Genomic DNA, 23,362 nt, shown 5'->3' with positions numbered 1-23,362 from the left:
TCAGGTTCCCACACCCTTCGCAACGTCGCCGAGGATCGTGGCCAGGTCGTCCGGGCGCGACCACATCGGCCAGTGGCTGGTCGGGAGGTCCACCCAGGTGACGTCGGTCAGCTCGCCGAGCCCGGCGAGGAAGCTGTGGCCCTCCTCGGCGCCCTGCTGGTTCTGCTCGGAGGTGAAGGCGGTGCAGATGATCGTGCTCGGCACCGCACGTCGGTCGTCGTTGGCGAAGGTCCACTCCTCCCGCAGCGCCGCCGCCGGCTCGGGCACCGCCCGTTCGCGGAACCGCGCGAGCTGCTCCTCGGAGATCCCGTCGAGGTTCTCTCCGAGCTCCTCCCAGGTCGGGGGGAGGGGCAGCTCGACACCCTCGAGCTCCGGGTTGATCGACCCCTTGCCGGGCGCCGTGTCGACATAGACCATCGCTGCGATCTGGTCAGGGATCTTGTCGGTGACGGCGTAGCCCGGCATCCCCGCGCCGCTGTGGACGGCCAGCACGACGGGCGGGCCGGCCGCGGCCACCGCGTCGCAGATGGCGTCGACATGGTCGGCGAAGGTGATCGACGAGCGGTCGGTCGAGGGGGAGTCGAGACCGGGCAGCGTGACGGGATGGACGTCGTGTCCTTGGTTGCGGAGCTGCGCGGCGACCTCATCCCACGCCCAGGCGCCGAGCCAGAAACCGGGGACCAGCACGATCGGTGGTGTCGTCATGGCGGCAACCTAGACGGAGCCGCCGACAGCGACGTTCAGGCCGCGTTGCCGGGAAGCACCACCGGCGGGCAGTCACAGCCGTCGCCGCAGGGGAGGAAGGTGTGGATGCCGTGTCCGCAGCTCAGGCACGGCAGGTCGTGGGACAGGTGACCCACGTGGGTCGTGGTCAGTGTGTCGGTCCACATTTTCGGCACCTCCTCTCCTACTGATCGCTACCTGACGCTGGTGATACGTCGTCCTGCAGATTGAGACCCCGACGGGGGTCCTGACTCATCGCTGGTGCCCGAGTTTTCCAGGCACCACCGACACTAGGTCCCCTGCGCTCGGGTGCCTCGGGAACGCGCCGAGTCGGCACTGTCGGCCCTGCCGTCATGGCCCGAAATGACCAGACGCAGCCGTGGCCAGTGTCGGCGCCGGGTGGCAGGCTCCTCCCATGGCGGACTACCAGGACCTCAGCGGCTCGCGGTTCGAGCGTGTCGACTTGCGCGGTTCCACGTTCACCGACGCCTATCTCAACGACGTCCGGATCCGTGACGCGATCCTGAGCGGCATGCGGGTCAACGAAGCGATCCTCGACGACGTCGAGATCAACGCGGAGATCCGCAACGTGCGGATCAACGGCGTCGATGTCGCGCCCCTGGTGGAGGCCGAGCTCGACCGGCGCTACCCGCAACGCCAGAAGATGCGGCCGACCACGGCAGCCGGCTTCGCCGAGGCGTGGGAGATCCTGGGGCGGCTCTGGGGCGGCACCGTCGACCGTGCCCGCGCGCTGCCGCCGGAGAAGCTGCACGAGCGCGTCGACGGGGAGTGGTCGTTCATCGAGACGCTGCGCCACCTGTCGTTCGCGAGCGCCGCCTGGGTGGGTCGGGGGATCCTCGGCGACCTCACTCCCTGGCACCCGCTCGACCTGCCCTGGGACGGGATGCCCGACAAGCCGGGCATCCCGCGGGACCGGGAGGTGCGGCCCGACCTCGAGACCGTGCTCGCCCTGCGCGCCGAGCGACGGGCGATGGTCGCCAGCGTGATCGATGGTCTGACCGTCGAGAGGCTCTCGTCGTCGATCACACCCCCGCCCGGTGACAGCTGGCCGCCCTCGGAGGAGCTCCCGCTCGCGGAGCCACTCCTCGTCGTCCTCAACGAGGAGTGGCAGCACCGGCTCTATGCGGAGCGTGACCTCGACGTGCTGATCCAGCGGATCGGTTAGCCGCTCAGCGCAGTAGCCTGCGGTCATGGCGACCCGTGTCCGGTTCTCCAGCAGCACCGGTCCGCTCCTGGCGGGGCTCATCGACGAGCCCGCGGAGCCGGTGCGCGGCTGGGGGCTGTTCGTCCACGGGCTGACGCTCGGCAAGGACTGTCCGGCGGCCGCGCGGATCTGCAAGCAGCTCGCACGCGACGGCATCGGGATGCTGCGCTACGACAACCTGGGGCTGGCGGACTCCGACGGAGACTGGGGGGACGGCTCGTTCACCCAGAAGGTCGCCGACACCATCGAGGCCATCCGGTTCATGGCGGAGCGCGGCACGCCCGTCGACGTCCTCGTCGGCCACTCGCTCGGCGGCGCCGCCGCGCTCGCCACCGCCGGCGAGACCGACGTCCGGGCGGTCGTGAGCATCGGCGCGCCGATCGAGCCCGGCCACGCGGAGAACCAGTACGACGCGCTGGTCGACCGGGTGCTCGCCGAGGGGCAGGCCGAGTGGCTGGTCGGCGGGCGGGCGCTGACGCTCCGGCGCTCCTTCGTCGAGGACATGCGCCGGGCCGATCTCCGGGAGGCCATCCGCTCCCTCCGCCGCCCGCTGCTGGTGATGCACTCGCCGACCGACAACACGGTGGGGATCGCCAACGCGAGCGAGATCTTCCGCACCGCTCGCCACCCGCGCAGCTTCGTGTCGCTGGAGGGCTCCGACCACCTGCTGACCAAGCCCGGCCAGGGCCAGCGGGCCGGGCGGATCATCTCGGCGTGGGCGGACCAGTACCTCATCGATGACTAGCGCCCGGGGCCGCGGGGGCATGGCACGATCTGTGCCATGACCAGCCGACCAGCCGACGAGCAGCGCCTGCGCGACCTCGCCCTGCTCCGCCGCGTCAAGGACCGGATGGACCGCGACTACGACCAGCCCCTCGACGTCGCCGCGCTCGCGGCGGGTGTCGGGATGTCGGCGGGCCACCTCAGCCGCCAGTTCCGGGAGGCGTACGGCGAGCCGCCGTACTCCTACCTGATGACGCGGCGCATCGAGAGAGCGATGACCCTGCTGCGCCGCGGCGACCTCAGCGTGACCGACGTCTGCTTCGCCGTCGGCTGCTCCTCGCTGGGCACTTTCAGCACCCGGTTCACCGAGCTGGTCGGGGTGTCGCCGAGCGTCTACCGGAGCGACCCCGAGCGGTCGACGGAGGGGATGATCGCCTGCGTGGCGAAGAAGGTGACCCGCCCGGTCAGGAATCCGACCGTGGTCGGACGACAGTGACGACCGATCCCGCGACGATGTGACGCATGACGGACCTCGACGGACGCACCTTCCTGGTGACAGGAGCCAATTCCGGCATCGGCAAGGAGACCGCTCGTGGCCTGGCCGGCCGCGGCGCCCGCGTGGTGCTGGCCGGCCGCTCGGAGGAGAAGACACGCGCCGCGATGAAGGAGATCGCCGACGACACCGGCAACACCGATCTCGACTTCGTCCCGCTCGACCTGGGTGACCTGGCGTCGGTGCGGACCGCGGCCGAGACCGTCCTCGCCGGCGGCGAGCCGTTGCACGTCCTGGTCAACAACGCCGGCCTGGCGGGGTCACGGGGCATGACCAAGAGCGGGTTCGAGCTGGCCTTCGGCACCAACCACGTCGGGACCTTCTACCTCACCGAGCTGCTGCGCGACCACATCGTCGCCAGCGGGCCCGGCCGGATCGTGAACGTCGCCAGCACCGGCCACTACCGACCGAAGGGCATCGACTGGGACGCCGTCCGCCGACCGACGGTCACGCGCACGGCGTTCGACGAGTACTGCGTGTCGAAGCTGGCCAACGTGCTGCACGCGCAGGAGCTCGGCCGGCGGCTCGAGGGGACGGGCGTGACGACGTACTCCCTCCACCCGGGCACGATCGCGTCGGACGTGTGGCGCGAGGTGCCGTTCGGGCTCCGCCAGGCGATGAAGCTGTTCATGAAGTCGACCGAGCAGGGCGCTCGCACGTCGCTGTACTGCGCGACGTCGCCCGACGTCGCCGAGCACACCGGGCGCTACTACGACGGCGAGCGCGAGAAGGCGCCGTCGAAGGTGGCCACCCCGGAGCTGGCAGCCGAGCTGTGGGAGCGCAGCGAGGCGTGGATCAGCGCCGAGGTGCTCTGACCCGTGCGCAACCCGCTCGCGGTGGTCGCCGGCTTGGTGATGGTCCTGGCCGGTGCGGTGTTCACGTTGCAGGGACTCGGGTACGTCGGGGGCAGCCCGATGTCCGACGTCGACTTCTGGGCGATCGCCGGCCCCGCCATCGCCGGGCTGGGTGTCGCGCTGGTCATCGTCGGCCTGCGCCGACACTGATCAGGAATCGAGAAGCAGCGGCTCCTAACCCGCTACTACGGTGGCGCCCATGGACCTCAAGATCAATGCCAGCTTCCTCCCGCACTCCAGCCCTGACGAGTCCCTCGAGTTCTTCCGCGACGTGCTCGGCTTCGAGGTGCGCAACGACGTCGGCTACGAAGGGATGCGGTGGATCACCGTCGGTCCCGCCGGCCAGCCGGACACCAACATCGTGCTCCACCCGCCCGCCGCCACGCCGGGGCTGACCGAGGACGAGCGCCGGATGCTGCTCGAGCTGATGGCCAAGGGCACCTACTTCGGTGTCAACCTGGCGACGACGGACGTCGACGGCACCTTCGACACCCTCCAGGGTCGCGGAGCAGAGGTGATCCAGGAGCCGATGGACCAGCCGTACGGCGTGCGCGACTGCGCCTTCCGCGACCCGGCCGGCAACGAGCTCCGGATCCAGCAGGCCGGCTGACCTGCTTCCTGATAGGGATTGACCCATGGCGACCCCCACGGCTGACAGCCACGACCTGATCCGCGTCCAAGGCGCCCGCGAGAACAACCTCAAGGACGTCAACGTCGAGCTCCCGAAGCGAAGGCTCACCGTGTTCACCGGGGTCTCCGGCTCCGGCAAGAGCTCGCTGGTGTTCGGGACCATCGCCGCTGAGTCCCAACGGCTGATCAACGAGACCTACTCGACGTTCGTCCAGGGGTTCATGCCGTCGCTGAACCGCGCCGACTACGACGTGCTCGAAGGCATCACGCCGGCGATCGTCGTCGACCAGGAGCGGATGGGAGCCAATGCCCGCTCGACGGTCGGCACCGTGACCGACGCCAACGCGATGCTCCGCGTGCTCTTCAGCCGGCTCGGGACGCCGTACATCGGCCCGCCGACGGCGTTCTCCTTCAACGTGCCCACCCGCAAGGCGAGCGGGGTCATGTCCACCGAGAAGGCCGGCGGCAAGGTGGAGAAGAACGTGGTCCGCCAAGCGATCTACCTCGGCGGCATGTGCGCCGAGTGCGAGGGCCGGGGCACCATCTCCGACCTCGACATGTCGGAGATCATCGACGAGTCGAAGTCGCTCGTCGAGGGCGCGATCCTGGTGCCCGGCTACACCGCGGACGGGTGGATGGTGGCGCCGTACAAGCAGGTCGTGCCGCCCGACGTACCGATCAAGGACCTCACGGAGAAGCAGCGCAACGATCTGCTGTACGGCGAGACCCGCAAGGTCAAGGTCGAGAAGATCAACATCACCTACGAAGGGCTGATCCCCAAGATCCGCAAGTCGATGTTCAGCAAGGACGTCGACTCGCTTCAGCCCCACATCAAGGCCTTCGTCGAACGCGCTGCCGTGTTCGCCGCGTGCCCGAAGTGCGACGGCACCCGGCTCAACGAGTCCGCGCGGTCGTCGACGATCAAGGGCGTCAACATCGCTGACGTGTGCGCCATGCAGATCAACGACGCCGCGGACTGGATCCGCACCATTGAGGACCGCGGGGTGGCGCCCCTGGTCGCCAACCTGCTCCACCTGTTCGACGCGTTCGTCGAGATCGGCCTCGGCTACCTGTCGCTCGACCGGCCGTCCGGCAGCCTCTCGGGTGGAGAGGCCCAGCGCACGAAGATGATCCGGCACCTGGGCTCGGCCCTCACCGACGTGACCTACGTCTTCGACGAGCCGACCGTCGGCCTCCACCCGCACGACATCCAGCGGATGAACAAGCTGCTGCTGAGCCTCCGCGACAAGGGCAACACCGTGCTGGTCGTCGAGCACAAGCCCGAGACCATCGCGATCGCCGATCATGTCGTCGACCTCGGGCCGGAGGCCGGTACGGCGGGCGGCTCGGTGTGCTTCGAGGGCACTGTCGCGGGCCTGCGGTCGAGCGGGACCATGACCGGCCTCCACCTCGACCACCGGGTGCGCCTCAAGGAGGCAGTGCGGGCGGCGACGGGAAAGATCGAGATCCGCGGTGCCAACACGCACAACCTGCAGGACGTCGACGTCGACGTGCCGCTCGGAGTGCTCTGCGTGGTGACCGGCGTCGCCGGGTCCGGCAAGAGCTCGCTGATCCATGGGTCCCTGGCTCGTGGGGGAGGGGCGGGCGACGCGGACGTCGTGGTGGTCGACCAGTCGGCGATCAAGGGCTCCCGCCGCAGCAACCCCGCGACGTACACCGGTTTGCTCGAGCCGATCCGCAAGGCGTTCGCGAAGGCCAACGGGGTGAAGCCGGCGCTGTTCTCCTCGAACTCCGAGGGCGCCTGCGAGTCGTGCAACGGCAATGGGATGATCTACACCGAGCTTGGTTTCATGGAGACCGTCGCGACCGTGTGCGAGGACTGCGGCGGCAAGCGGTTCCAGGCGGAGGTGCTCGAGCTGCGGTTCGGCGGGCTCAACATCGCCGAGGTGCTGGACCTGCCGGTGTCCGAGGCGCACACCTTCTTCGCGTCCGGTGATGCCAAGACCCCGGCGGCTGCGACGATCCTCGCGCGACTGGAGGACGTGGGGCTCGGTTATGTCAAGCTGGGCCAGCCGCTCAACACCCTGTCCGGGGGAGAGCGGCAGCGTCTCAAGCTGGCCACCCACCTCTCGGACAAGGGCGGGGTCTACGTCCTCGACGAGCCGACCAGCGGCCTGCACCTCGCCGACGTCGACAACCTGCTGGGCCTGCTGGACCGGCTCGTCGACTCGGGCAAGTCGGTGGTCGTGATCGAGCACCACCAGGCGGTGATGGCGCACGCGGACTGGATCATCGACCTCGGGCCGGGCGCCGGCCACGACGGCGGCAAGATCGTCTTCGAGGGCACTCCGGCCGACCTGATCGCCGCGAAGTCGACGTTGACCGGCGAGCACCTGGCGGAGTACGTCGGCGGCTGAGGGCTGTCGGCGGCCGGTGCCACGATGAGCAGATGAGCCGTCAGATCCAAGTCACCTTCGACGCACACGATCCGCGGGCACTCTCGTCCTTCTGGCGCGACACCCTCGGCTACGTCCATCCGGGGCCGCCGGGTGCCGACCTCGCCGCGGGCGCCGATCCGCTGGCAGCCTGGGACGACTTCCTCGAGAGCGCCGGGGTGCCGGAGGACCGCCGCAACTCCGCCTCGGCCATCGAGGACCCGGACGGCACCGGGCCGCGACTCTTCTTCCAGCAGGTGCCCGAGGACAAGGTCGCCAAGAACCGCGTCCACCTCGACGTCCGCGCCGCGCCGGGCCTGGCGGGCGAGGAGCGGATGGCTGCGCTCGAGGCCGAGTGCGAGCGGCTGGTGGCCCTCGGCGCTGCCCGGCTCCGTCGCTCCGAGCCGGAGCCGCCGATGAGCGCCGGGTTCATCGTGATGGCGGATCCCGAGGGCAACGAGTTCTGCCTGGACTAAGGACCGGGCTGAAAACCAGCAGCGCCGCCGCGCACGAGCTCGTCGGGCGCGGCGGCGCTGGGTTGGCTGCTGCCGCTAGTAGTACAGGCGGCGGGTGCCACCGATCGGCACCAGGTTGAGGACCAGGCCGACGATGGCCAGAATCGCGCCGATGATGGCGAGAATCCCGATGTCGGCCACCAGGCCGACGATCAGCAAGATGACTCCAAGGATGACCATTATCCGACTCCGTTCTTCGCGTCGACACCTAGTCGACCGAGGGTGTTTAGATACCCGACTTCGGGCGCCTCATCCGGGGTTCACCGCTGGCCGCTACGGTTCGCTCCCATGATGTTGTCGCAGCAGCTCCTGGCGAGGAGGACCCGTCCTGCCGTGATCAAGGACCTGGTCGAGGTCGTGCAGCAGGAGGTTGCGTCCAAGAAGGGCGTGGCGGGCACGGCCGTCAAGGCCGGGTACGGCGCCGCGTCGCGGGTGGTGCCCGACCTCACCGAGCGGGCGCTCAACAAGCTGCTTCCTGACCTGAGCGTCGCCCTCGACCCGTTCTGGGCCAGCTACGAGTCGTCGGGTGCGACCGCCTTCGGTCAGCACCTCGCCGGACGAGGTCGCGAGGTGTCCGCGGCGCTGCTGGCGGTCACCGACGCGAAGATCGCGGGCAGTGGCCGGGAACCGGTCAAGAAGGTCTACCGGGCGCTCCGTGGCAAGGCAGACGGCCACGTGCAGGCCGCCCTCCCGCGCGTGGGCGCAGCCCTGGAGCGCCATGCCCAGCGGCCGGCGCGAGGATGACGACCGACCTGCCGCGCAAGGTCGCTGCGGAGCTCGTCGGCACCGCGTTCCTGGTCGCGGCGGTCGTCGGCTCGGGCATCATGGCGGCCCGGCTCTCTCCGGACGACGTCGGACTGCAGCTCCTGGAGAACAGCCTGGTCACCGGGGCGGTGCTGGTGGCGCTGATCCTCACGCTGCAACCGGTCTCGGCATCGTTCAACCCCGTCGTGACCGCGGTCGAGGCGCTCCTCGGTCACATCTCCTGGCGGGAGGCGGGCCTGTACGCCGTTGCGCAGGTCCTCGGCGGCACCGTCGGCGCCGTGGTCGCGAACCTCATGTTCGAGCTCGACGCCGTCTCCTTCTCCACCCAGGAGCGCACCGGCGCCGGCCTGTGGCTCGGTGAGGTCGTCGCCACCCTCGGGCTGGTGCTCGTCGTGTTCGGTGCGGTCCGGTCCGGCCGCACGGAGACGATCGCGTTCGCGGTCGGCGCGTACATCAGCGCGGCGTACTGGTTCACCTCGTCGACCTCGTTCGCGAACCCGGCGGTGACCCTCGCTCGGATGTTCTCCGACACCTTCGCCGGCATCGACCCGGCGTCCGTGCCGGTCTTCATCCTCATGCAGATCCTCGGCGGTGGTCTGGCCGCCGCCCTGGTGCACGTCTTGTTCCCGACCGCCGACGATCCCGGAGGAGCCACATGACCCCGAAGCCGACCGTCCTCTTCGTCTGCGTCCACAACGCCGGCCGCTCCCAGATGGCCGCGGGCTATCTCCAGCACCTGGCGGGGGATCGGATCCAGGTCCTGTCCGCGGGGTCGCAGCCGGCGGACCGGATCAACCCGGTTGCCGTGGCGGCCATGGCCGAGGAGGGCATCGATATCGCGCGGGAACAGCCGAAGGTCCTGACGTCCGACGCGGTCCAGGACTCCGACGTCGTGATCACGATGGGCTGCGGCGACGAGTGCCCGTTCTACCCCGGCAAGCGCTACGAGGACTGGACGCTCGACGACCCGGCCGGGCAGAGGATCGATGCGGTGCGTCCGATCCGCGACGAGATCAGGGCGCGCGTCGTCCAGCTGATCGAGGAGCTCGCGCCCGCGACCTGATCACGCGCGCGTCAGGACGACGAGCTGCTGGGTGGCCCGGGTCATCGCGACGTAGCGGTCGACTGCACCTTCGATGCCGGACCCGAACCTCTCGGGGTCCACCAGCACGACCAGGTCGAACTCGAGCCCCTTGACGTGCTCGGGACTCAGCGAGCGAACCCGGGCGGTCTCGGCGAACGTGGCGTCGCCGATCACGCACGCGGTGCCGTCGACGTGCGTGGCCAGCCACCCGTCGAGGATCGTCTCCAGCTGCTCGGGGTGTTCGTGGACAACGGGGACGCCGGTGCTGCGGATCGACGTCGGGACGTTGGCGTCCGGCAGCACTGCCCTGATCACGGGCGCGGCCTCCACCATGACCTCCTCCGGGGTCCGGTAGTTGATTCCGAGCGATGCCAGGGCGACGTGGTCGAGCCCGACCCGTAGCAGTCGCTCCTCCCACGACTCCGTGAACCCGTGCCGGGCCTGGGCGCGGTCGCCGACGATCGTGAGGCTCCGCGACGGGCAGCGGCTCAGCAGCATCTGCCACTCCGCGTCGGTCAGCTCCTGGGCCTCGTCGACGACGATGTGAGCGAACGGGCCGGCGAGCAGGTTGGGCTCGGTCGTGGGCAGCGCATCCTCGTCGACGATGATGCTCTGCGCGTCCTCCACGCGCAGCATCGACATCACCTTCATCTCGGTGTCGTCGGTCGCGACCAGGTGGTCGACGACCCGGTCCATCTCCTCCCGTTCGGCCGCGATCGCGGCGGCCCGGCGTCGCCGACGCCGGGACGCCTCCGGATCTCCGAGCCGTCGCCGGGCAGCGTCCAGGAGTGGCAGGTCTGAGACGGTCCACGCCTGGGGATCGGCGCGCTGCAGCAACCTGACTTCGTCGGGGGAGAGCCACGGCGCGCACCGGCGCAGGTAGGCGGGCACCTCCCACAGGTCGCCGACCAGGTCGGTCGGCTCGATCAGCGGCCACGCCCTGTTGAAGGTCTCGGCCAGGTCCCGGTTGCCGAGCAGGGACCTCCGTACCAGCTCGGGTGGTACCTCCTCGTCGTCGTGCTTGTCGACGAGGATGGAGATGAGCTCCTCCCAGACCTGGTCCCGCGCCTCGTTGTGCGGCGTGCCGGGATCCGGCGCGTCGAAGGCCTCGGCCCAGTCGGTCGCGCTGAGCCAGACGTCGGACCACTGCGTCTCGACGACCATGCCGTCGGTGGGGGCCTCCTCGTACAGCTGGACGGCGGGCTCGATCGCGGTGACCATCGCGGCCGACGCCTTCAGTCGCGCCACCTCGGGGTCGGTCTCGTCCGCGGCGGAGGCACCCTCCACGACCAGGTCGCGCACGGTGCAGGTCTGCACGCCCTCCTCGCCGAGGCTGGGAAGGACGTCGGCGACGTACGCCAGGTAGGGCTGGTGCGGCCCGACGAAGAGCACTCCGCCGCGTCGGTGACCCAGCCGAGGGTCGGCGTAGAGGAGGTACGCCGCGCGGTGCAGCGCGACCACCGTCTTGCCCGTGCCCGGACCACCGTCGACGACCAGGGCGCCGCGGGACCCGGCTCGGATGATCGCGTCCTGGTCGGCCTGGATGGTGCCGAGGACGTCCCGCATCTGCGGCGACCTGCTGGCGCCGAGGCTGGCGATGAACGCGGACTGGTCATCGAGCGCGGCGTGGCCCTCCAGGCCGTCCGGCGTGAACACCTCGTCCCAGTAGTCGCTGACCCGGCCACCGGTCCACCGGTACCTGCGGCGGCTGGCCAGGCCCATGGGGTTGGCGTGGGTCGCCGCGAAGAACGGCTCCGCCGCGGGGGAGCGCCAGTCCACGAGCAGCCGGCGTCCCTCGCGATCGGTGAGACCGAGCCGTCCGACATAGACGGGCTCGCCGTCCTCCGCACTCACGACGCGGCCCAGGCACAGGTCCAGGCTGAACCGCCGCAGCGTGCGGAGGCGGGCGGTCAGCCGGTGGATCTCGTTGTCGCGGTCCATGGCCTCCTGGCCGCTCCCGGCGGGAGCCTTCCGCTCGGCGTCGAGGCGCTCGGAGAGGTCGCCGATCGTGTGCTCGAGGGTGCGGGCGATGGCGGCAAAATGCCGCTCGTCGGCGGCGATCAGCGCCGGGTCGGCCTTGGGGGAGAGGTGGTCGGGAAGAGCGAACGCGGTGGTCGACAAGGGAGTCACGGCGGGCGATTCTCCGGCACGACCAGGGTCTTGCGGCAAGCCCCCCGACGCGCTATACGTTGTAACTGGAGGGGCTGTAGTCGGAGGTCACGCGACGGCGGTCGCCTCCAGCTCGACCATCAGGACGGGGATCGCCAGCCGGGTCACCCCGAGCATCGTGGTGGGCGGTGCCACCCGGACGGCGCCCAACCGCGCAGCCAGCACGCCGTAGTGCTGGAAGAGCAGATCGACGTCGGTGGTGTAGACGTTGAGCCGGACGATGTTCGCGAGGGACATGCCGGCCTCAACGAGAACGGCCTCCAGGTTGTCGAGGCTCAGCGCCACCTGCGCCGCCATGTCGCCGGCATGCTGGGGCTGTCCGGCGCCGCTCATCGCGGTTTGTCCGGCGCAGTAGAGAGTGCGGCTGTGCCCGGAGACGACCTCACCCTGGTGGTAGCCCAGCTCCACCGACCACTCCCACGGGTTGATCGCCGTACGCTCCATCGCCACTTCAGCTCCAGTCAAGTTCGTCGAGAGTTCGTACGCCGGAGCCTTCCAGCGAATCACGACATCTTCTGTCATGTATTTCCGTACAATTTCCGCATGCGCGCGGACCGGTTGGTCTCCTTGGTGCTGCTCCTGCGCCAGCGCGGTCGTTTGTCGGCGGACACGCTGGCCCGCGAACTGGAGGTGTCGACCCGCACCGTGCTGCGCGACATCGAGGCGCTGTCCGCGGCCGGCGTCCCTGTCTACGCCGAACGCGGCCGGCACGGTGGGTTCGCGGTGCTGCCCGGTTTCCAGACGGAGCTGACCGGACTCAACCACGATGAGGCGCTCGCGCTGCTCGTCGCCGGGTCGCGGCGCGGCGCGCAGGCGTTCGGGCTCGGCTCGGCGCTCGCTTCGGCCATGCTGAAGGTGGCCGATGCGCTACCCGACAGCCATCGCGACTCCGCCGCCGACGCGTCCGAGCGCCTGCTCGTCGACCCGGAGACCGATCTCCTCTCGCGCCGGCTGGTCGCCGAGGAAGCGCCCGACGCCGTCGTGGCCGAGGTCCGGCGCGCCGTGCTCGCCGGTCATAAGCTGCGCATCCACTACGCAGCCGTCGACCAGACCCCGCAGTGGCGCACGGTGGACCCGATCGGCCTCGTCACCGTCCGCGACCAGGGCTACTTGCTGGCCACCAGGTCGGGCGCGGACCGCACCTACCGGTTGTCCCGGATCCTGGAGGCCGAGGAGCTCCCCGAGCTGGCGCAACGGTCAGACCGGGTCGACCTTGACCGGGCCTGGCAGGAGCGCAGCGTCCGGTTCCGGACCGGCGGTGACCAGGTCACCGTGCAGGCGCGAGTGGAGCCGTCGCGGCGGGAGGACCTGGTCGGCACCGCGCTGGTCGTCCTGACCGAAGACTCCGATCCGGACGGCCGGCTGCGGCTGGAGGTGACCTTCCAGGATCCTCGACATGCCGAGTGGGCGCTGTGGCAGCTCGCCAGCCACGCGGAGGTCCTCACCCCGCAGTGGTTGCGCGACTCCCTGCGCAACCGCGCCGCTGCGATCGCCGCGAGCTACGCGCGCTAGATCGACGGGTCGAACGGCTCGGTGCCGAGCGCCAGCTGCAGACCCGCGATGCCCGAGTGCTGCTGCGCGTACGCGAGCTCGTGGGCCAGGTCGCCGATGTTGTTGGAAGCCGGGAGCGGCGCGAGCCCGAGGGTCGAGAGGGTGCCGACGGCGTTCCCTGAGGCGTCCAGGAAGGCGCTGCCGGAGTCACCGGGAACACCGGGTGTCACGGTGTACAGCGGGTGTGTCCAGCCGCCGTCCGCCGGGTCCTGGCCGAGGCTGGTGCCCGTCTTCGGGGAAAGCTGCTCGACACCGAACCGCAGCCCCGAGTTGCCGTAGCTGTACACCCGGTCGCCGGCGGCCGTCCCGGTCGTGTTGATGCCGTCCGGACCGCCCCAGAACGGGATCGTCGGGTTCACCTTGGAGACGTCGGCGGGGTTGACCTTGACCAGCGCGAAGTCGTTGTACGCGCAGGTGTTCGCGTCGGTCTCACCGCGCGCCTGCATCGTGTTCCACGACGAGTAGGCGAGCGTTCCGGACCCGACCTGGGTGCCCGCGCTCAGCAGGCTGCCGCCGCGGTTGAAGGTCACCGCGGTGCCGAGGGGGAGCGTCCCGGCGTCACAGCCGTTGGTGTCGGTCGCGGCGCCCGTGCCGGAGCAGTGCGCAGCCTGACCGAGATAAACGTTCCCTGCCGCGTCGGTGAACACGAAGTTGGCGGTGCACTGACCCGAGCCGTCGGTGTTGGTCTGCACGCCGGGGGTGATCGCGGCGGTGGCGGCCGGCGCCCAGGTGGGTGCGGCCTGAGCAGCGGAATCAGCCGTTACGGCGATGCCGGTGAGGGCAAGGCTGGCGGCGCCAGCGAGGGCGAGACTACGAACCCGAGAGACCACGTCGATGCCTTTCGTGAAGAACCGAGATTGACCATATTCCTTCAACTTGGCTGCGCTGATTTGGTCACGGCGCGGGCCTTTCGGCCTTGGGGGGCGGACGGCGGGGGACCGGCCGCGATGATTTCTGCGGCTCTCGCTGGTCAACACATCAGCGCAGATCCATCCGAGCCCGGGAGGAACCGTGACCGATCAGTCCGCCGCTGCCCTGCCCCCGATCGTCGACCGACAGACCTGGCAGGCTGCCCTCGACGACCTGCGGATCCGGGAGAAGGCCGCCACCCGTGAGCTGGACGCCGTCGCTGCACAACGTCGAAGACTGCCGATGGTCGAGCTCCCGGACTACACCCTGCATGGTCCGGACGGGCCCGTCCGCCTGGTCGACGTGTTCGACGGGCGCTCGCAGCTCATCGTCTACAACCACATGTGGTCCGACGGCGAGGAATGGCAGTGCGGTGGCTGCACCGGGCTCACGTCGCAGTACGTCCGACTGGAGTTCCTGAGCAACTACGATGCCCGGTTCGTCATCGTCACCAACGGCCCCATCGAAGAAGCGCTGGCCTACCGGACCAAGGTCGGCAACAAGATGCACTGGTACTCGTCGTCGGACAGCTCGTTCGGCGCCGACGTCGGCGCGCCACCCGGCGGCGGCTTCGCGGTGAACGTGTTCCTCCGCGACGGCGAGAAGGTCTACCACACCTGGCGCACCGACGGCCGCGGCACCGAACAGCTCAGCTACACGTTCGCGTTGATCGACATCCTGCCGTGGGGCCGCCAAGAGGAATGGCAGGACTCACCCGACGGCTGGCCGAAGTCGCCCACCTACTCCAAGTGGCTCGACTCGCCCGATGTCGCCCGGCTCTACGGGTCGTCGTGACCTAGCTGGCCAGTCGGCTGCGCTCCGCCATGCTCGGCGTCAGTTCGGCCGCAGCCCAGCGGATCCTGACCATCAGGGTCGCGGACGGCGTCACCAAGCCGTTGACATAGGTCGAGAGTCGCGACGCCGAGGTGCCGATGTGCGCCGCGAACCGCCGCTGGCTGCAGCCGCTGATGGCCACCAGCCTGCGGATCTCCCGGGAGACCTCGAGTCGTTCGGCAACCTCGATCCGCTTGCGGTAGGCCCTCGTGCAGGCTTCGACCACCAGTGCCACGGGCGGGAGCTCCGCTTCGTGGGCAAGGTCGGTCAGCTGGCGGGCCTCCGGCCCGAACGGGTTGGCAGCGATGTTCGCCAGGAGTGCACGCCACACGCTCACGCCACGCTTCTCGACGATCAGCCGCAGGAGTTCCGGCGAGTCGGGGAGCGGCACGGGGTTTGCCCCGTCCACGCCCTCCAGGAGCAACCGGAGGGCGACCTTCCCGCACTCGGCCGCGATCCGCTCGGCGTCGGCGTCCGTGTGTCCGGCGTCGGTCAGGACCCCGCGGATGTGCTCGCCACGGGCGAGCCGAAGGACGGCCGCGGTCGTGTACGGCCTGTTCGGCGCGATGCCCAGCTGATCCTCGAACTCGTTCTGGACCTGGGCGACACGCTTGCCCCACGTCTGGGACAGCAGCGCCGTCTCCGCGTAGTCCTCGGCGTCACCGCGCGCAACGACTTCGAACATGTTGGCGAGGACGGCCGCCTGCACATCGTGCCGGGAGGACGCGGAGAAGGAGTCCAGCTCCTGGAGCAGGCGTGCGAAGGTCTGCTGATGCGGCCCGCCCTCGGGCAGGTCGAGGCGTTCGAGCGAAGCGGCGATGCGTGGTCGAATCTCCCGCAGACGGTCGATCGTCCCGTGGAATTCCGGTCGCGTAGGCGTAGCAGTATTCATCTTGATCCCCCTGATAGTTGCGACGTGGAGCCGCCGCAACATGTCGAGCAAACCAGAAGCCGGCGACGGATCAGGGCCGGAACGGACCGGTGCTTAGGGCGTTGAACGGGCAATCCCGACACCGTTGATGTCACTGGTCCCACTGGCCACAGGAGTGATCAGGGGCCCGGCTAGCAGTTCGCCGATAAGTGACATTATGTCATGTACTAGTCTGCGTATCGCATCAGATGAATCACCCACGCAGCTTGGATCCACTACCCCGCTGTCAACGAGGAATCGCCTCCTGACCTGCGGAAACCACGCCGATGACCTGCACGTCGTCGAAGCGGTGCGGATCGTCGATCAGGACCCGGCGGCCCTCGGCCAGGACCGCGTCGTTGGCGGTGTTCCACGAGACCCCCAGAGCGTCGGCGACGCGGGCGACACTCAGGTGTTGGCACACCAGGGCTTCCAGCGCCCACCACAGGCCTCGTCGCGACAGCGTCGCCCGCGGCTCGGCGGCCCGCGACGTGTCCTGGCGCCACACGTGACCGCACCCGGTGCACCGGTATCGGCGGAGGCTGACCTCCAACACCGTGGGCCTCCACCCGAACGGCTCCTGCGCCAACCGCCGGACCACCGTGTCCCTGGCCGCGCCCTGGCATCCGCAGCGACGACACCATCTGTCGGGCTCGACAACCCGGCACCGGAGAATCGCCCGATCGGGCTCCAACCGCTGCCCGAGCACTTCGAGCCCGAGATCATCAAGACGAGCGAACGTGGTCAGGTCAGGGCGGGCGAAGGTAGCGTCAGACACGTCGAGGTCTTCCAGATGGACGGCATAGTCACCTCCATCCTCGGGAGACCTCGACCCCTACCCGGCCACCGACGCGCCGACCGGACTACACCCTCAACTGCGACTGCGAAGAGCCCAAATAGCCCCCGGTGCGAGGGTCGGCCCGCGTGCTACGTTCGGGCCATGGCTAGACCCAGTGAGATCCTCGGCAGCGTGGTCGCCGCCAGCGAGCGCGAGCAGCTCGAGACGTTCCTGGATTACCTGCGCGACGCCGTCGTGCGCAAGGCCCGCGGGGTGTCGGAGGAGGACGCCCGGCGCAGCCCGGTGCCGACCGGCACCAACCTCGGCGGCCTGATCAAACACCTGCGGTGGGTGGAACTGGGCGGGTTCGCCGAGCAGATCGGGCAGATCCCCGCCGCGGAGCTGCCCACGCCGCCGTGGACCGACGCAGACCCGGAGGCCGACCTGCGGCTGGAGCCGAACGAGAAGCTCGACGACGTCATCGGCGCCTACCAGGCGGAGTGCGACCGCTCCCGCGAGATCGCCGCCCAGCACAGCCTCGACTACGCACCGCGGGGCAGGGAGCTGACGTTGCGGTGGGTGTACCTGCACGTGATCCTGGAGACCGGCCGGCACGCGGGCCACGCGGACATCCTGCGCGAGATGATCGACGGCAGCGTCGGCGACTGACGGCTCGCGGCACGTCGTCGGTCCGTGTTCCGGTCGTCGGAGGCGGCGTTACACCGGTATCGGCGGAGGCTGACCTCCAACACCGTGGGCCGCCACCCGAACGGCTCCTGCGCCAACCGCCGGACCACCGTGTCCCTGGCCGCGCCCTGGCATCCGCAGCGACGACACCATCTGACGGGCTCGACAACCCGGCACCGGAGAATCGCCCGATCGGGCTCCAACCGCTGCCCGAGCACTTCGAGCCCGAGATCATAGTCACCTCCATCCTCGGGAGACCTCGACCCCTACCCGGCCACCGACGCGCCGACCGGACTACACCCTCAACTGCGAAGAGCCAGTTTGCTCCTCCGTCTGATCAGGGCCGAATACGACCGGACTTGATACGCAGCGTGTCCAGTAAACCGGAGGAGGCACTCCCCACAGCGGGGCTAGCCATCCCTCAGGAACTCGCGGAACCTCTCGACACCGACATAGATGGCCAGTGCGCCCGAGACGACGCTGGTGACGACGATCGAGCCGACGAGGAACTTGAGCTCCTCATCGGACAGTCCGGTCCCGTCGGCAAGCAAGCCGGTGACCTGCTTGATTCGCTGTGGGCCGTCCACGCTGCGCCTCCTCGGAGGATTGTCAGGCGGTCACAGCCTCCCTCCGAAGTGCGCGGCTCGGTTCACCCGGCATGGGTGAACAGCACGAGCGAGCTCTCTGTCCCTTCGGTCGCGTCAGACGGGTTGAGGGCCGGTCGTCTGGTCCGGCTCGGAGTCGGTGATCACGTCGATCAGCCGGTCGATGGCGATCTGGGTGTAACCGTCGTGGAGCGCGGACTGGTCGGTGAAGTCCGTGACGCCGATCGTGATCACGTTCTTGCCGATCCGCACGTAGGTCTGGTGGAGGGTCAGGTCGTACTCGCTCCCGGACGTGTCGGTCAGGCTGCCGGACGCGGTGACGTTGATCTGGTCGTCGGTGGCGTCGCTGATGACGGTGTCGTCGTAGCTGACCGCCAGGTCCCAGGTGTTGCCGTCGCTGTCGGTGCCGGTCACCGACGTGCAGGAGCTGAGCACCGTGCTGAGCTCGACGAACGCCTCGGCCACGGCGTTCCCGTCCTCGTACGACGACGCACCGCTGCTGATCTCGGGCACACCGGCGTCGCCGAACTCGTACTCGACGTCGTGCTCGGCCACCTCCAGCGGGTCGAGGCTGTCGCTGATCGTCGAGATCTCGCCGAAGCAACCGGGTGCGACGCTGTCGTCGTCGGACTCGACCGGTCCGCCCGTCCAGCCCTCCCCTACGTTCTCCGGCGTGAGCACGACGACCTCGAGCTGCTCCTGGGTCAGGGCAGGACCCGAGTCGTCCGCCGCGTCGTCACCGCCGGTCTGGTCGCCGATGACGTTTCCGTCCGGGTCGACGACGACGGTCTCGGTCTCCTGAGCCTCCGCATCTCCCCCGTCGTCACCGCAGGCGACGGCGAGGAGGGACACCAGGGCCAGCGAGGCGGCCGTCGCGAGGAGTCGGCGGTGAGGGCGGGTGGGGACGTGCTGCACGGTGAGGACCTCCAGTTCGGCGGGACCCCCGGATCCTTCCACCCAGCGACCAGTGGCCAACCGCTTCCCGACGAGAATCGTTCTCAGGGACGATGTCCACATGGACACCCACGACTACGCCAGCGTCCGCTATCTCGTCGACGACGTCGATGCCGCCGTCGAGTTCTACACGACGCATCTCGGCTTCACCGTGAACATGAGTGCCGCACCGGCCTTCGCGGACGTGGTCCGCGGCCACCTGCGGCTGCTGGTGTCCGGCGAGAAGAGCTCAGGTGCGCGCGCGACGCCGCCGGACCTGGCGGCCTCGCCCGGCCGCAACCGGATCCATCTCGAGCTCGACGACCTCGAGGCCGAGATCGCGCGGCTCGGTGAGGCAGGTCTGACCTTCGTCAGCGACCTGGTCTCAGGTCCCGGCGGCAGCCAGATCCTGCTCGCAGACCCGTCGGGCAACCTGATCGAGCTGTTCCAGCCGGCGGCTAGAGACTGACATAACGTCGACCGCTCCCCTGCGCCGGCACCATTCAGAGCTGCCGGAGGGCCGGCAGCACCTCGGCGCACACCCGCTCCGTCCACGCCACCGGGTCGTCCCCGTGCGCGGTGAGCGTGACCAGCTCGATCCCCAGGGCGGCGTACTCCCCCATCAGCGTGAGGAACGCGTCGGGACCGGCCAGCGGGTCGACCGCGGTGATCATGGTCTTGCGGATCGCGTCGTAGTCGGTGCCGGCCGTCTCGCAGTGGCCGCGCAGCACCGACAGCTTGTGCTTCATGACATCCGGGGTCTCGCCGAAGATGTTGCACCACTGCGCGTACCGCGCGACGAACCGCAGCGTCTTCCTCTCCCCCGCTCCCCCGATCATGATCGGCGGGTGGGGCTGCGCGAGCGGCGGCGGCACGCACACCGTCTCGGCGAGCCGGTAGTGCGTGCCCTCGTACGGACCGTTGTCGTCGCTCCACATCTGCAGGCAGATCTGCAGCGTCTCCTCGAGCCGCTCGAACCGCTCCGCCGTGGGCGGGAAAGGTACGCCGAGGCCGAGGTGCTCGCGCTCGTACCAGCCGGCGCCGATCCCGAGCAGTGCGCGCCCGCTGGAGAGCCGGTCGAGGGTCGTGACGATCTTGGCCAGCAGCCCGGGATGGCGGTAGGTCCCGCCGGTCACCAGCGTGCTGAGCCGGATCGTCTCGGTGACGGCGGCGATGTGGGCGAGGGCCAGGTAGCCCTCGAGCATCGGCTCGGCCGGACCGCCGAGGTTCTCCATCTGGAACCAGTGGTCCATGACGGTGAAGAGCTCGGCTCCACCCGCCTCCGCCGCCTGCGCGGTGCCGACCAGTTGCGCGGTCAGCCGGTCCTCCCAGCCGGGGAAGGAGAGGTTTGCGTAGTGAACGCCGAGCTCCACGGGCCCACCGTACGCAGGGCGGCAACCTCCCGGTGTCTACGATGCCCGTCATGCGCGCTCGCTCGTTCACCCGTCCCGCCCTCGCGGCGTCCGCCCTCGTCCTCGCCCTCGGACTCGCCGCGTGCGGCGAGGACGACCCGGACGACGAGGCGGGCAACGACTCCTCGACCCCGACCGAGACGGCCGACAGCCCGACGGACGAGGAGTCCGGGACGACCGAAGGAGCCGGCGCCTGCACCTATGCCTCCGACGGCTCCGGGTCCGAGGTCTCGCTCCCGCCGGCGGACCCGACCGTCGAAGGCTCTGTCCCGGTCACGATGCAGACGTCCGTCGGCGAGCTGAAGCTGGAGCTCGACGCCGACAACGCCCCGTGCACCGTGAATTCCTTCGCGTCCTTGGCCGAGCAGGGCTACTACGACGGCCAGAGCTGCTACCGGCTCACGACCGACGGCATCTTCGTCCTCCAGTGCGGCAACCCGACCGGCAGCCCGGGGTACACCTTCGCCGACGAGCTCAGCGGCACGGAGACCTACCCGCCGGGCACGCTGGCGATGGCCAACGCGGGCCCGAACACCAACAGCTCGGAGTTCTTCATCGTCTACGCGGACACTCCGCTGCCCCCGTCCTACACCGTGTTCGGGACGATCGACGAGGCGTCGCTCGCCATCGTGGAGGACGTCGCCGCGGACGGCCAGGACAACAGCCATCCGGCGGGCGGCGGAGTCCCGAACACGGCGGTCGACATCGAGTCCGTCACCGTCGACTGACCCGTCACAGGGAGGGGAAGGTGACCCCGCTCATCTTCTCCGAGACCTCCCAGAGGCGCCGGGCCAGCCCGGTGTCCCGGGCTGCGGCGCTGCGCCGTGCCGCTGACGGCCAGCCGTGCAGCTCCCACCGTCCGTGCGGACCGATGTAGGTGTCGCCGGGGATGTCCATCGTCGCGGCGTAGACCGTGCACAGCGCCCCACGCCAGGCGGGCATCGCCACCAGGCGCTGCCCGTGGTAGCCGATCCAGGTGATGATCGGGTGGCCGGTGCCGCTGGTGATGTTGGTCGACGACGCCCCGGGATGGGCCCCGACGGCGCGGACGTTCGACCCGGCGGCGGCGAGCCGGCGCTGGAGCTCCGACATGAACAGCAGGTCGGCGAGCTTGGACTGCGCGTACGCGGCGAACGGCTTGTACGGCCGGCGCTCCCACGCGAGGTCGTCGACATCGATGTCGCTGCCGCGGCGGTGCTCACGGGAGCTGGTGACGACGACGCGGTCCCGGATCCGCGGGAGCAGCAGGTTGGTCAGGGCGAAGTGGCCGAGGTGGTTGGTCGCGAAGTGCGTCTCGACGCCGTCCGCGGTGAGCGCGTACGGCGCCCCCAGGACACCGGCGTTGTTGACGAGCACGTCGAGGCCGTCGTACTCCGACAGCAAGGCGTCGGCGAACGCCCGCACCGACGCCAGGTCCGCCACGTCCAGCCGTCGTACGACGACCCGGCCGGCGTCGTACCCCGGGACCTGCCGGGCTGCCGCCTCGCCCTTCTCGAGGTTGCGGCACGCGAGCACCACCTCGGCACCGCGGGACCCCAGGATCCGGGCGACTTGGAAGCCGACGCCGCCGTTGGCCCCGGTGATCACGAACCGCCGCCCTTGCTGGGGCGGCACGGCAGTCCACGGTCGCATGACGCAAGGCTAGGGCAGGTGGACGAGCCGAAACACGGCGCGCGCGACCGTGGCGTTCCCGATTTAGGTCGGACCCTGCTGCGAGACTGGGCTTCATCATGGAAACCCTCGGTGTGCTCCTCCTCGGCCTGGTCATCGGCGTCGTCGTCGGCTGGGCGCTCCGCGCCCGGATGACGCCGCCGGAGGCGACCGGAGAGTCCGCGGAGGTGCTCGCCGCGCGCCACGAGGCGGCGGTGGCCGAGGTGCGGCGCCAGGAGGCGGCCGCTCGGGCGGAGGTCCAGGCCGACCTCGCCGGCGCGCTGGCGAGCGTCGACGAGCTCCGGCAGGCGCTGACCGACCTGCGTGCCCAGCAGGCGGAGCGGGAGCGCGAGCAGCGCGCGCAGCAGCAGGAGCGCGAGCGAGGCGAGAACGGACAGACCCAGGTGCTGAAGACGCTGACCCCCGTGGTCGAGCACCTCCGGTCGATGCAGCGCAAGGTCGACGACCTGGAGAAGTCCCGGGTCGCCCAGCACGCGGAGCTGGCCACCCAGATCCGTCAAACCCAGCGATCGGTCGAAGAGTCCAGGAAGGCGGCTGACACCTTGGCGTCAGTACTCAAGAACAACTCGGTCCGCGGCGCGTGGGGCGAGACCCAGCTGCGGACCCTCGTGGAGACCGCCGGTCTGCTCAACCGCGTCGACTTCGAGCTGCAGCACTCCGTCGACGCCGACTCGGGCGAGCGCCGCCCCGACATGGTCATCTACCTGCCCGGCGGCAAGCAGATGGCCATCGATGCCAAGGCGCCCTACAACTCGTTCATGGACGCCCAGCGCGAAGGTCTGGAGCCCGAGGCCCGCGTGCGGCTTCTCGCCGACCACGCCAAGAAGGTCCGCGGGCACGTCGACGCCCTCGCCCGCAAGGGCTATTGGACGGGCCTGTCGGTCAGCCCCGAGTTCACCGTGGCATTCATCCCCAACGAGCAGCTGCTCAACGCGGCCCTCGACGTCGACCCGTCGCTGATGGAGCACGCGTTCCAGCAGGGCGTCGTCCTCGCCACGCCGACCAACCTCTGGAGCATGCTCAAGACGGTGGCGTTCACCTGGAAGCAGGAGGCGCTCACCGAGGACGCGCAGGCGCTTTTCGAGACCGGTCAGGTGCTCTACCGGCGCATCATCAAGCTCGCCGAGCACGTCGACAAGCTCGGGCGCTCGATCCAGCGCAGCGTCAAGGACTACAACGCGTTCAGCGGATCGCTGGAGCGCTCGGTGCTGCCGGCGGCCCGCAAGCTCAACGCCGCCGAGCCGGTCACCAACCTGCCCGCGCCGAGGCAGATCGAGGAAGCGCCCCGCGCCCTGACCAGCGGGGACTTCGCCGTCCTCGCCGATCTCGACCGCGAGGAGCTCCCGCTCGACCTCCTGTCCGGTGACCACGCGGTCGACGCGGAGATCGTGGAGGACGAGCGCGACGCCGGCTGACGGTGGCGTTGATACTTTGG

General features: G+C 69.8%; 28 protein-coding genes and 2 pseudogenes. 17 read left to right on the top strand and 13 right to left on the bottom strand.

From position 1 onward, the window contains the following. Together SHK19_RS11270 and SHK19_RS11265 are read right to left on the bottom strand one after the other, a co-directional pair. Complete coding sequence (locus tag SHK19_RS11270) at window positions 1-705, bottom strand: alpha/beta fold hydrolase (protein WP_322936284.1); 705 nt, start codon at window positions 703-705, stop codon at window positions 1-3. 35 nt (window positions 706-740) lie between these two features. Beyond that, window positions 741-890 carry a hypothetical protein gene (locus tag SHK19_RS11265; protein WP_322455055.1) on the bottom strand — a complete coding sequence of 50 codons (150 nt, stop codon included), beginning with the start codon at window positions 888-890 and terminating at the stop codon, window positions 741-743. 248 nt (window positions 891-1,138) lie between these two features. On the opposite strand from SHK19_RS11265, the gene SHK19_RS11260 reads away from it, so the two are divergent. From SHK19_RS11260 to SHK19_RS11225, 8 genes are read left to right on the top strand one after another with little or no spacing between them, the layout of a single operon-like run. Further along, window positions 1,139-1,909 (top strand): DinB family protein, encoded by a 771-nt coding sequence (locus tag SHK19_RS11260; RefSeq protein ID WP_322936283.1) that lies wholly within the window; start codon window positions 1,139-1,141, stop codon window positions 1,907-1,909. A 25-nt stretch (window positions 1,910-1,934) separates the two neighbouring features. Next, window positions 1,935-2,693: an alpha/beta hydrolase family protein gene (locus SHK19_RS11255; protein WP_322936282.1), complete on the top strand. Its 759-nt coding sequence runs from the start codon at window positions 1,935-1,937 to the stop codon at window positions 2,691-2,693. Window positions 2,694-2,729: 36 nt separating this feature from the next. Then, the gene (locus tag SHK19_RS11250; protein ID WP_322455052.1) at window positions 2,730-3,167 is read left to right on the top strand and encodes a helix-turn-helix transcriptional regulator; all 438 of its coding nucleotides are present in this window, start codon (window positions 2,730-2,732) and stop codon (window positions 3,165-3,167) included. A gap of 26 nt (window positions 3,168-3,193) precedes the next feature. Continuing rightward, complete coding sequence (locus tag SHK19_RS11245) at window positions 3,194-4,039, top strand: SDR family oxidoreductase (protein ID WP_322936281.1); 846 nt, start codon at window positions 3,194-3,196, stop codon at window positions 4,037-4,039. 3 nt (window positions 4,040-4,042) lie between these two features. Then, a complete protein-coding gene (locus SHK19_RS11240; protein ID WP_322455050.1) occupies window positions 4,043-4,228 on the top strand; it encodes a hypothetical protein in 186 nt (61 codons plus the stop codon). 49 nt (window positions 4,229-4,277) lie between these two features. Continuing rightward, window positions 4,278-4,688: a VOC family protein gene (locus SHK19_RS11235; protein ID WP_322936280.1), complete on the top strand. Its 411-nt coding sequence runs from the start codon at window positions 4,278-4,280 to the stop codon at window positions 4,686-4,688. Window positions 4,689-4,713: 25 nt separating this feature from the next. Then, window positions 4,714-7,086 (top strand): excinuclease ABC subunit UvrA, encoded by a 2,373-nt coding sequence (locus tag SHK19_RS11230; RefSeq protein WP_322936279.1) that lies wholly within the window; start codon window positions 4,714-4,716, stop codon window positions 7,084-7,086. 32 nt (window positions 7,087-7,118) lie between these two features. After that, the gene (locus SHK19_RS11225; protein WP_322455047.1) at window positions 7,119-7,580 is read left to right on the top strand and encodes a VOC family protein; all 462 of its coding nucleotides are present in this window, start codon (window positions 7,119-7,121) and stop codon (window positions 7,578-7,580) included. 75 nt (window positions 7,581-7,655) lie between these two features. Here the strand turns inward: SHK19_RS11225 and SHK19_RS11220 are convergent, their stop codons facing one another. After that, on the bottom strand, window positions 7,656-7,778 hold the full coding sequence (locus SHK19_RS11220; protein ID WP_322455046.1) for a hypothetical protein: 123 nt from the start codon (window positions 7,776-7,778) through the stop codon (window positions 7,656-7,658). A gap of 129 nt (window positions 7,779-7,907) precedes the next feature. Between SHK19_RS11220 and SHK19_RS11215 the strand changes: the two genes are divergently transcribed. Genes SHK19_RS11215 through SHK19_RS11205 form a run of 3 tightly spaced genes read left to right on the top strand, consistent with a single transcriptional unit; the run spans window position 7,908 to window position 9,447 of the window. After that, entirely contained in the window at window positions 7,908-8,363 is a 456-nt protein-coding gene (locus SHK19_RS11215) for a DUF6918 family protein (RefSeq protein ID WP_322936278.1), read from the top strand. Then, complete coding sequence (locus tag SHK19_RS11210) at window positions 8,360-9,043, top strand: MIP/aquaporin family protein (protein ID WP_322455044.1); 684 nt, start codon at window positions 8,360-8,362, stop codon at window positions 9,041-9,043. The genes SHK19_RS11215 and SHK19_RS11210 overlap by 4 nt, the downstream gene beginning before the upstream one ends. Next, window positions 9,040-9,447 (top strand): arsenate reductase ArsC, encoded by a 408-nt coding sequence (locus SHK19_RS11205; protein WP_322936277.1) that lies wholly within the window; start codon window positions 9,040-9,042, stop codon window positions 9,445-9,447. The genes SHK19_RS11210 and SHK19_RS11205 overlap by 4 nt, the downstream gene beginning before the upstream one ends. Here SHK19_RS11205 and helR read toward each other — a convergent pair whose 3' ends face one another. Further along, entirely contained in the window at window positions 9,448-11,598 is a 2,151-nt protein-coding gene (gene helR, locus SHK19_RS11200; RefSeq protein ID WP_322936276.1) for an RNA polymerase recycling motor ATPase HelR, read from the bottom strand. Between the two features lie 87 nt (window positions 11,599-11,685). Continuing rightward, window positions 11,686-12,081 carry a RidA family protein gene (locus SHK19_RS11195; RefSeq protein WP_322938690.1) on the bottom strand — a complete coding sequence of 132 codons (396 nt, stop codon included), beginning with the start codon at window positions 12,079-12,081 and terminating at the stop codon, window positions 11,686-11,688. A gap of 99 nt (window positions 12,082-12,180) precedes the next feature. Here SHK19_RS11195 and SHK19_RS11190 point away from each other — a divergent pair, with 99 nt between their 5' ends. After that, the gene (locus SHK19_RS11190; RefSeq protein ID WP_322936275.1) at window positions 12,181-13,149 is read left to right on the top strand and encodes a helix-turn-helix transcriptional regulator; all 969 of its coding nucleotides are present in this window, start codon (window positions 12,181-12,183) and stop codon (window positions 13,147-13,149) included. Here the strand turns inward: SHK19_RS11190 and SHK19_RS11185 are convergent. Continuing rightward, the gene (locus tag SHK19_RS11185; RefSeq protein ID WP_322936274.1) at window positions 13,146-14,018 is read right to left on the bottom strand and encodes a chymotrypsin family serine protease; all 873 of its coding nucleotides are present in this window, start codon (window positions 14,016-14,018) and stop codon (window positions 13,146-13,148) included. The genes SHK19_RS11190 and SHK19_RS11185 overlap by 4 nt on opposite strands. 181 nt (window positions 14,019-14,199) lie before the next feature. Here SHK19_RS11185 and SHK19_RS11180 point away from each other — a divergent pair, with 181 nt between their 5' ends. Then, window positions 14,200-14,892 (top strand): DUF899 domain-containing protein, encoded by a 693-nt coding sequence (locus SHK19_RS11180; protein ID WP_322936273.1) that lies wholly within the window; start codon window positions 14,200-14,202, stop codon window positions 14,890-14,892. A gap of 1 nt (window position 14,893) precedes the next feature. Here SHK19_RS11180 and SHK19_RS11175 read toward each other — a convergent pair whose 3' ends face one another. Both SHK19_RS11175 and SHK19_RS11170 read right to left on the bottom strand, forming a co-directional pair. Next, window positions 14,894-15,874 (bottom strand): helix-turn-helix transcriptional regulator, encoded by a 981-nt coding sequence (locus SHK19_RS11175; protein ID WP_322936272.1) that lies wholly within the window; start codon window positions 15,872-15,874, stop codon window positions 14,894-14,896. Window positions 15,875-16,121: 247 nt separating this feature from the next. Further along, window positions 16,122-16,619, bottom strand: a pseudogene (locus SHK19_RS11170) (ISL3 family transposase); the annotation flags it as partial. A gap of 162 nt (window positions 16,620-16,781) precedes the next feature. Between SHK19_RS11170 and SHK19_RS11165 the strand changes: the two are divergent. Next, window positions 16,782-17,288, top strand: a complete 507-nt coding sequence (locus tag SHK19_RS11165; RefSeq protein ID WP_322936271.1) for a DinB family protein — start codon at window positions 16,782-16,784, stop codon at window positions 17,286-17,288. Between the two features lie 49 nt (window positions 17,289-17,337). Here SHK19_RS11165 and SHK19_RS11160 read toward each other — a convergent pair. From SHK19_RS11160 to SHK19_RS11150, 3 genes and pseudogenes are all read right to left on the bottom strand, one after another. Next, window positions 17,338-17,539, bottom strand: a pseudogene (locus tag SHK19_RS11160) (ISL3 family transposase); the annotation flags it as partial. A 177-nt stretch (window positions 17,540-17,716) separates the two neighbouring features. Next, the gene (locus SHK19_RS11155) at window positions 17,717-17,893 is read right to left on the bottom strand and encodes a hypothetical protein (protein WP_322455037.1); all 177 of its coding nucleotides are present in this window, start codon (window positions 17,891-17,893) and stop codon (window positions 17,717-17,719) included. Between the two features lie 114 nt (window positions 17,894-18,007). Next, window positions 18,008-18,826 (bottom strand): hypothetical protein, encoded by an 819-nt coding sequence (locus SHK19_RS11150; protein ID WP_322455036.1) that lies wholly within the window; start codon window positions 18,824-18,826, stop codon window positions 18,008-18,010. Between the two features lie 100 nt (window positions 18,827-18,926). On the opposite strand from SHK19_RS11150, the gene SHK19_RS11145 reads away from it, so the two are divergent. After that, window positions 18,927-19,313, top strand: a complete 387-nt coding sequence (locus tag SHK19_RS11145) for a VOC family protein (protein ID WP_322936270.1) — start codon at window positions 18,927-18,929, stop codon at window positions 19,311-19,313. A 34-nt stretch (window positions 19,314-19,347) separates the two neighbouring features. Here SHK19_RS11145 and SHK19_RS11140 read toward each other — a convergent pair whose 3' ends face one another. Continuing rightward, window positions 19,348-20,217, bottom strand: coding sequence for an LLM class F420-dependent oxidoreductase (locus SHK19_RS11140; RefSeq protein ID WP_322455034.1), 870 nt, complete (start codon window positions 20,215-20,217; stop codon window positions 19,348-19,350). Window positions 20,218-20,267: 50 nt separating this feature from the next. On the opposite strand from SHK19_RS11140, the gene SHK19_RS11135 reads away from it, so the two are divergent. After that, a complete protein-coding gene (locus SHK19_RS11135) occupies window positions 20,268-20,984 on the top strand; it encodes a peptidylprolyl isomerase (RefSeq protein WP_322936269.1) in 717 nt (238 codons plus the stop codon). Window positions 20,985-20,988: 4 nt separating this feature from the next. Here the strand turns inward: SHK19_RS11135 and SHK19_RS11130 are convergent, their stop codons facing one another. Beyond that, window positions 20,989-21,888 (bottom strand): oxidoreductase, encoded by a 900-nt coding sequence (locus SHK19_RS11130; protein ID WP_322936268.1) that lies wholly within the window; start codon window positions 21,886-21,888, stop codon window positions 20,989-20,991. A gap of 98 nt (window positions 21,889-21,986) precedes the next feature. Here SHK19_RS11130 and rmuC point away from each other — a divergent pair, with 98 nt between their 5' ends. Beyond that, window positions 21,987-23,342, top strand: coding sequence for a DNA recombination protein RmuC (gene rmuC / locus SHK19_RS11125; RefSeq protein ID WP_322936267.1), 1,356 nt, complete (start codon window positions 21,987-21,989; stop codon window positions 23,340-23,342). The last annotated feature ends 20 nt before the right edge of the window (window positions 23,343-23,362 follow it).

The organism is Nocardioides bizhenqiangii, assembly GCF_034661235.1.
Lineage (GTDB): Bacteria > Actinomycetota > Actinomycetes > Propionibacteriales > Nocardioidaceae > Nocardioides > Nocardioides bizhenqiangii.
This window is presented reverse-complemented; position numbering and strand designations above follow the sequence as displayed.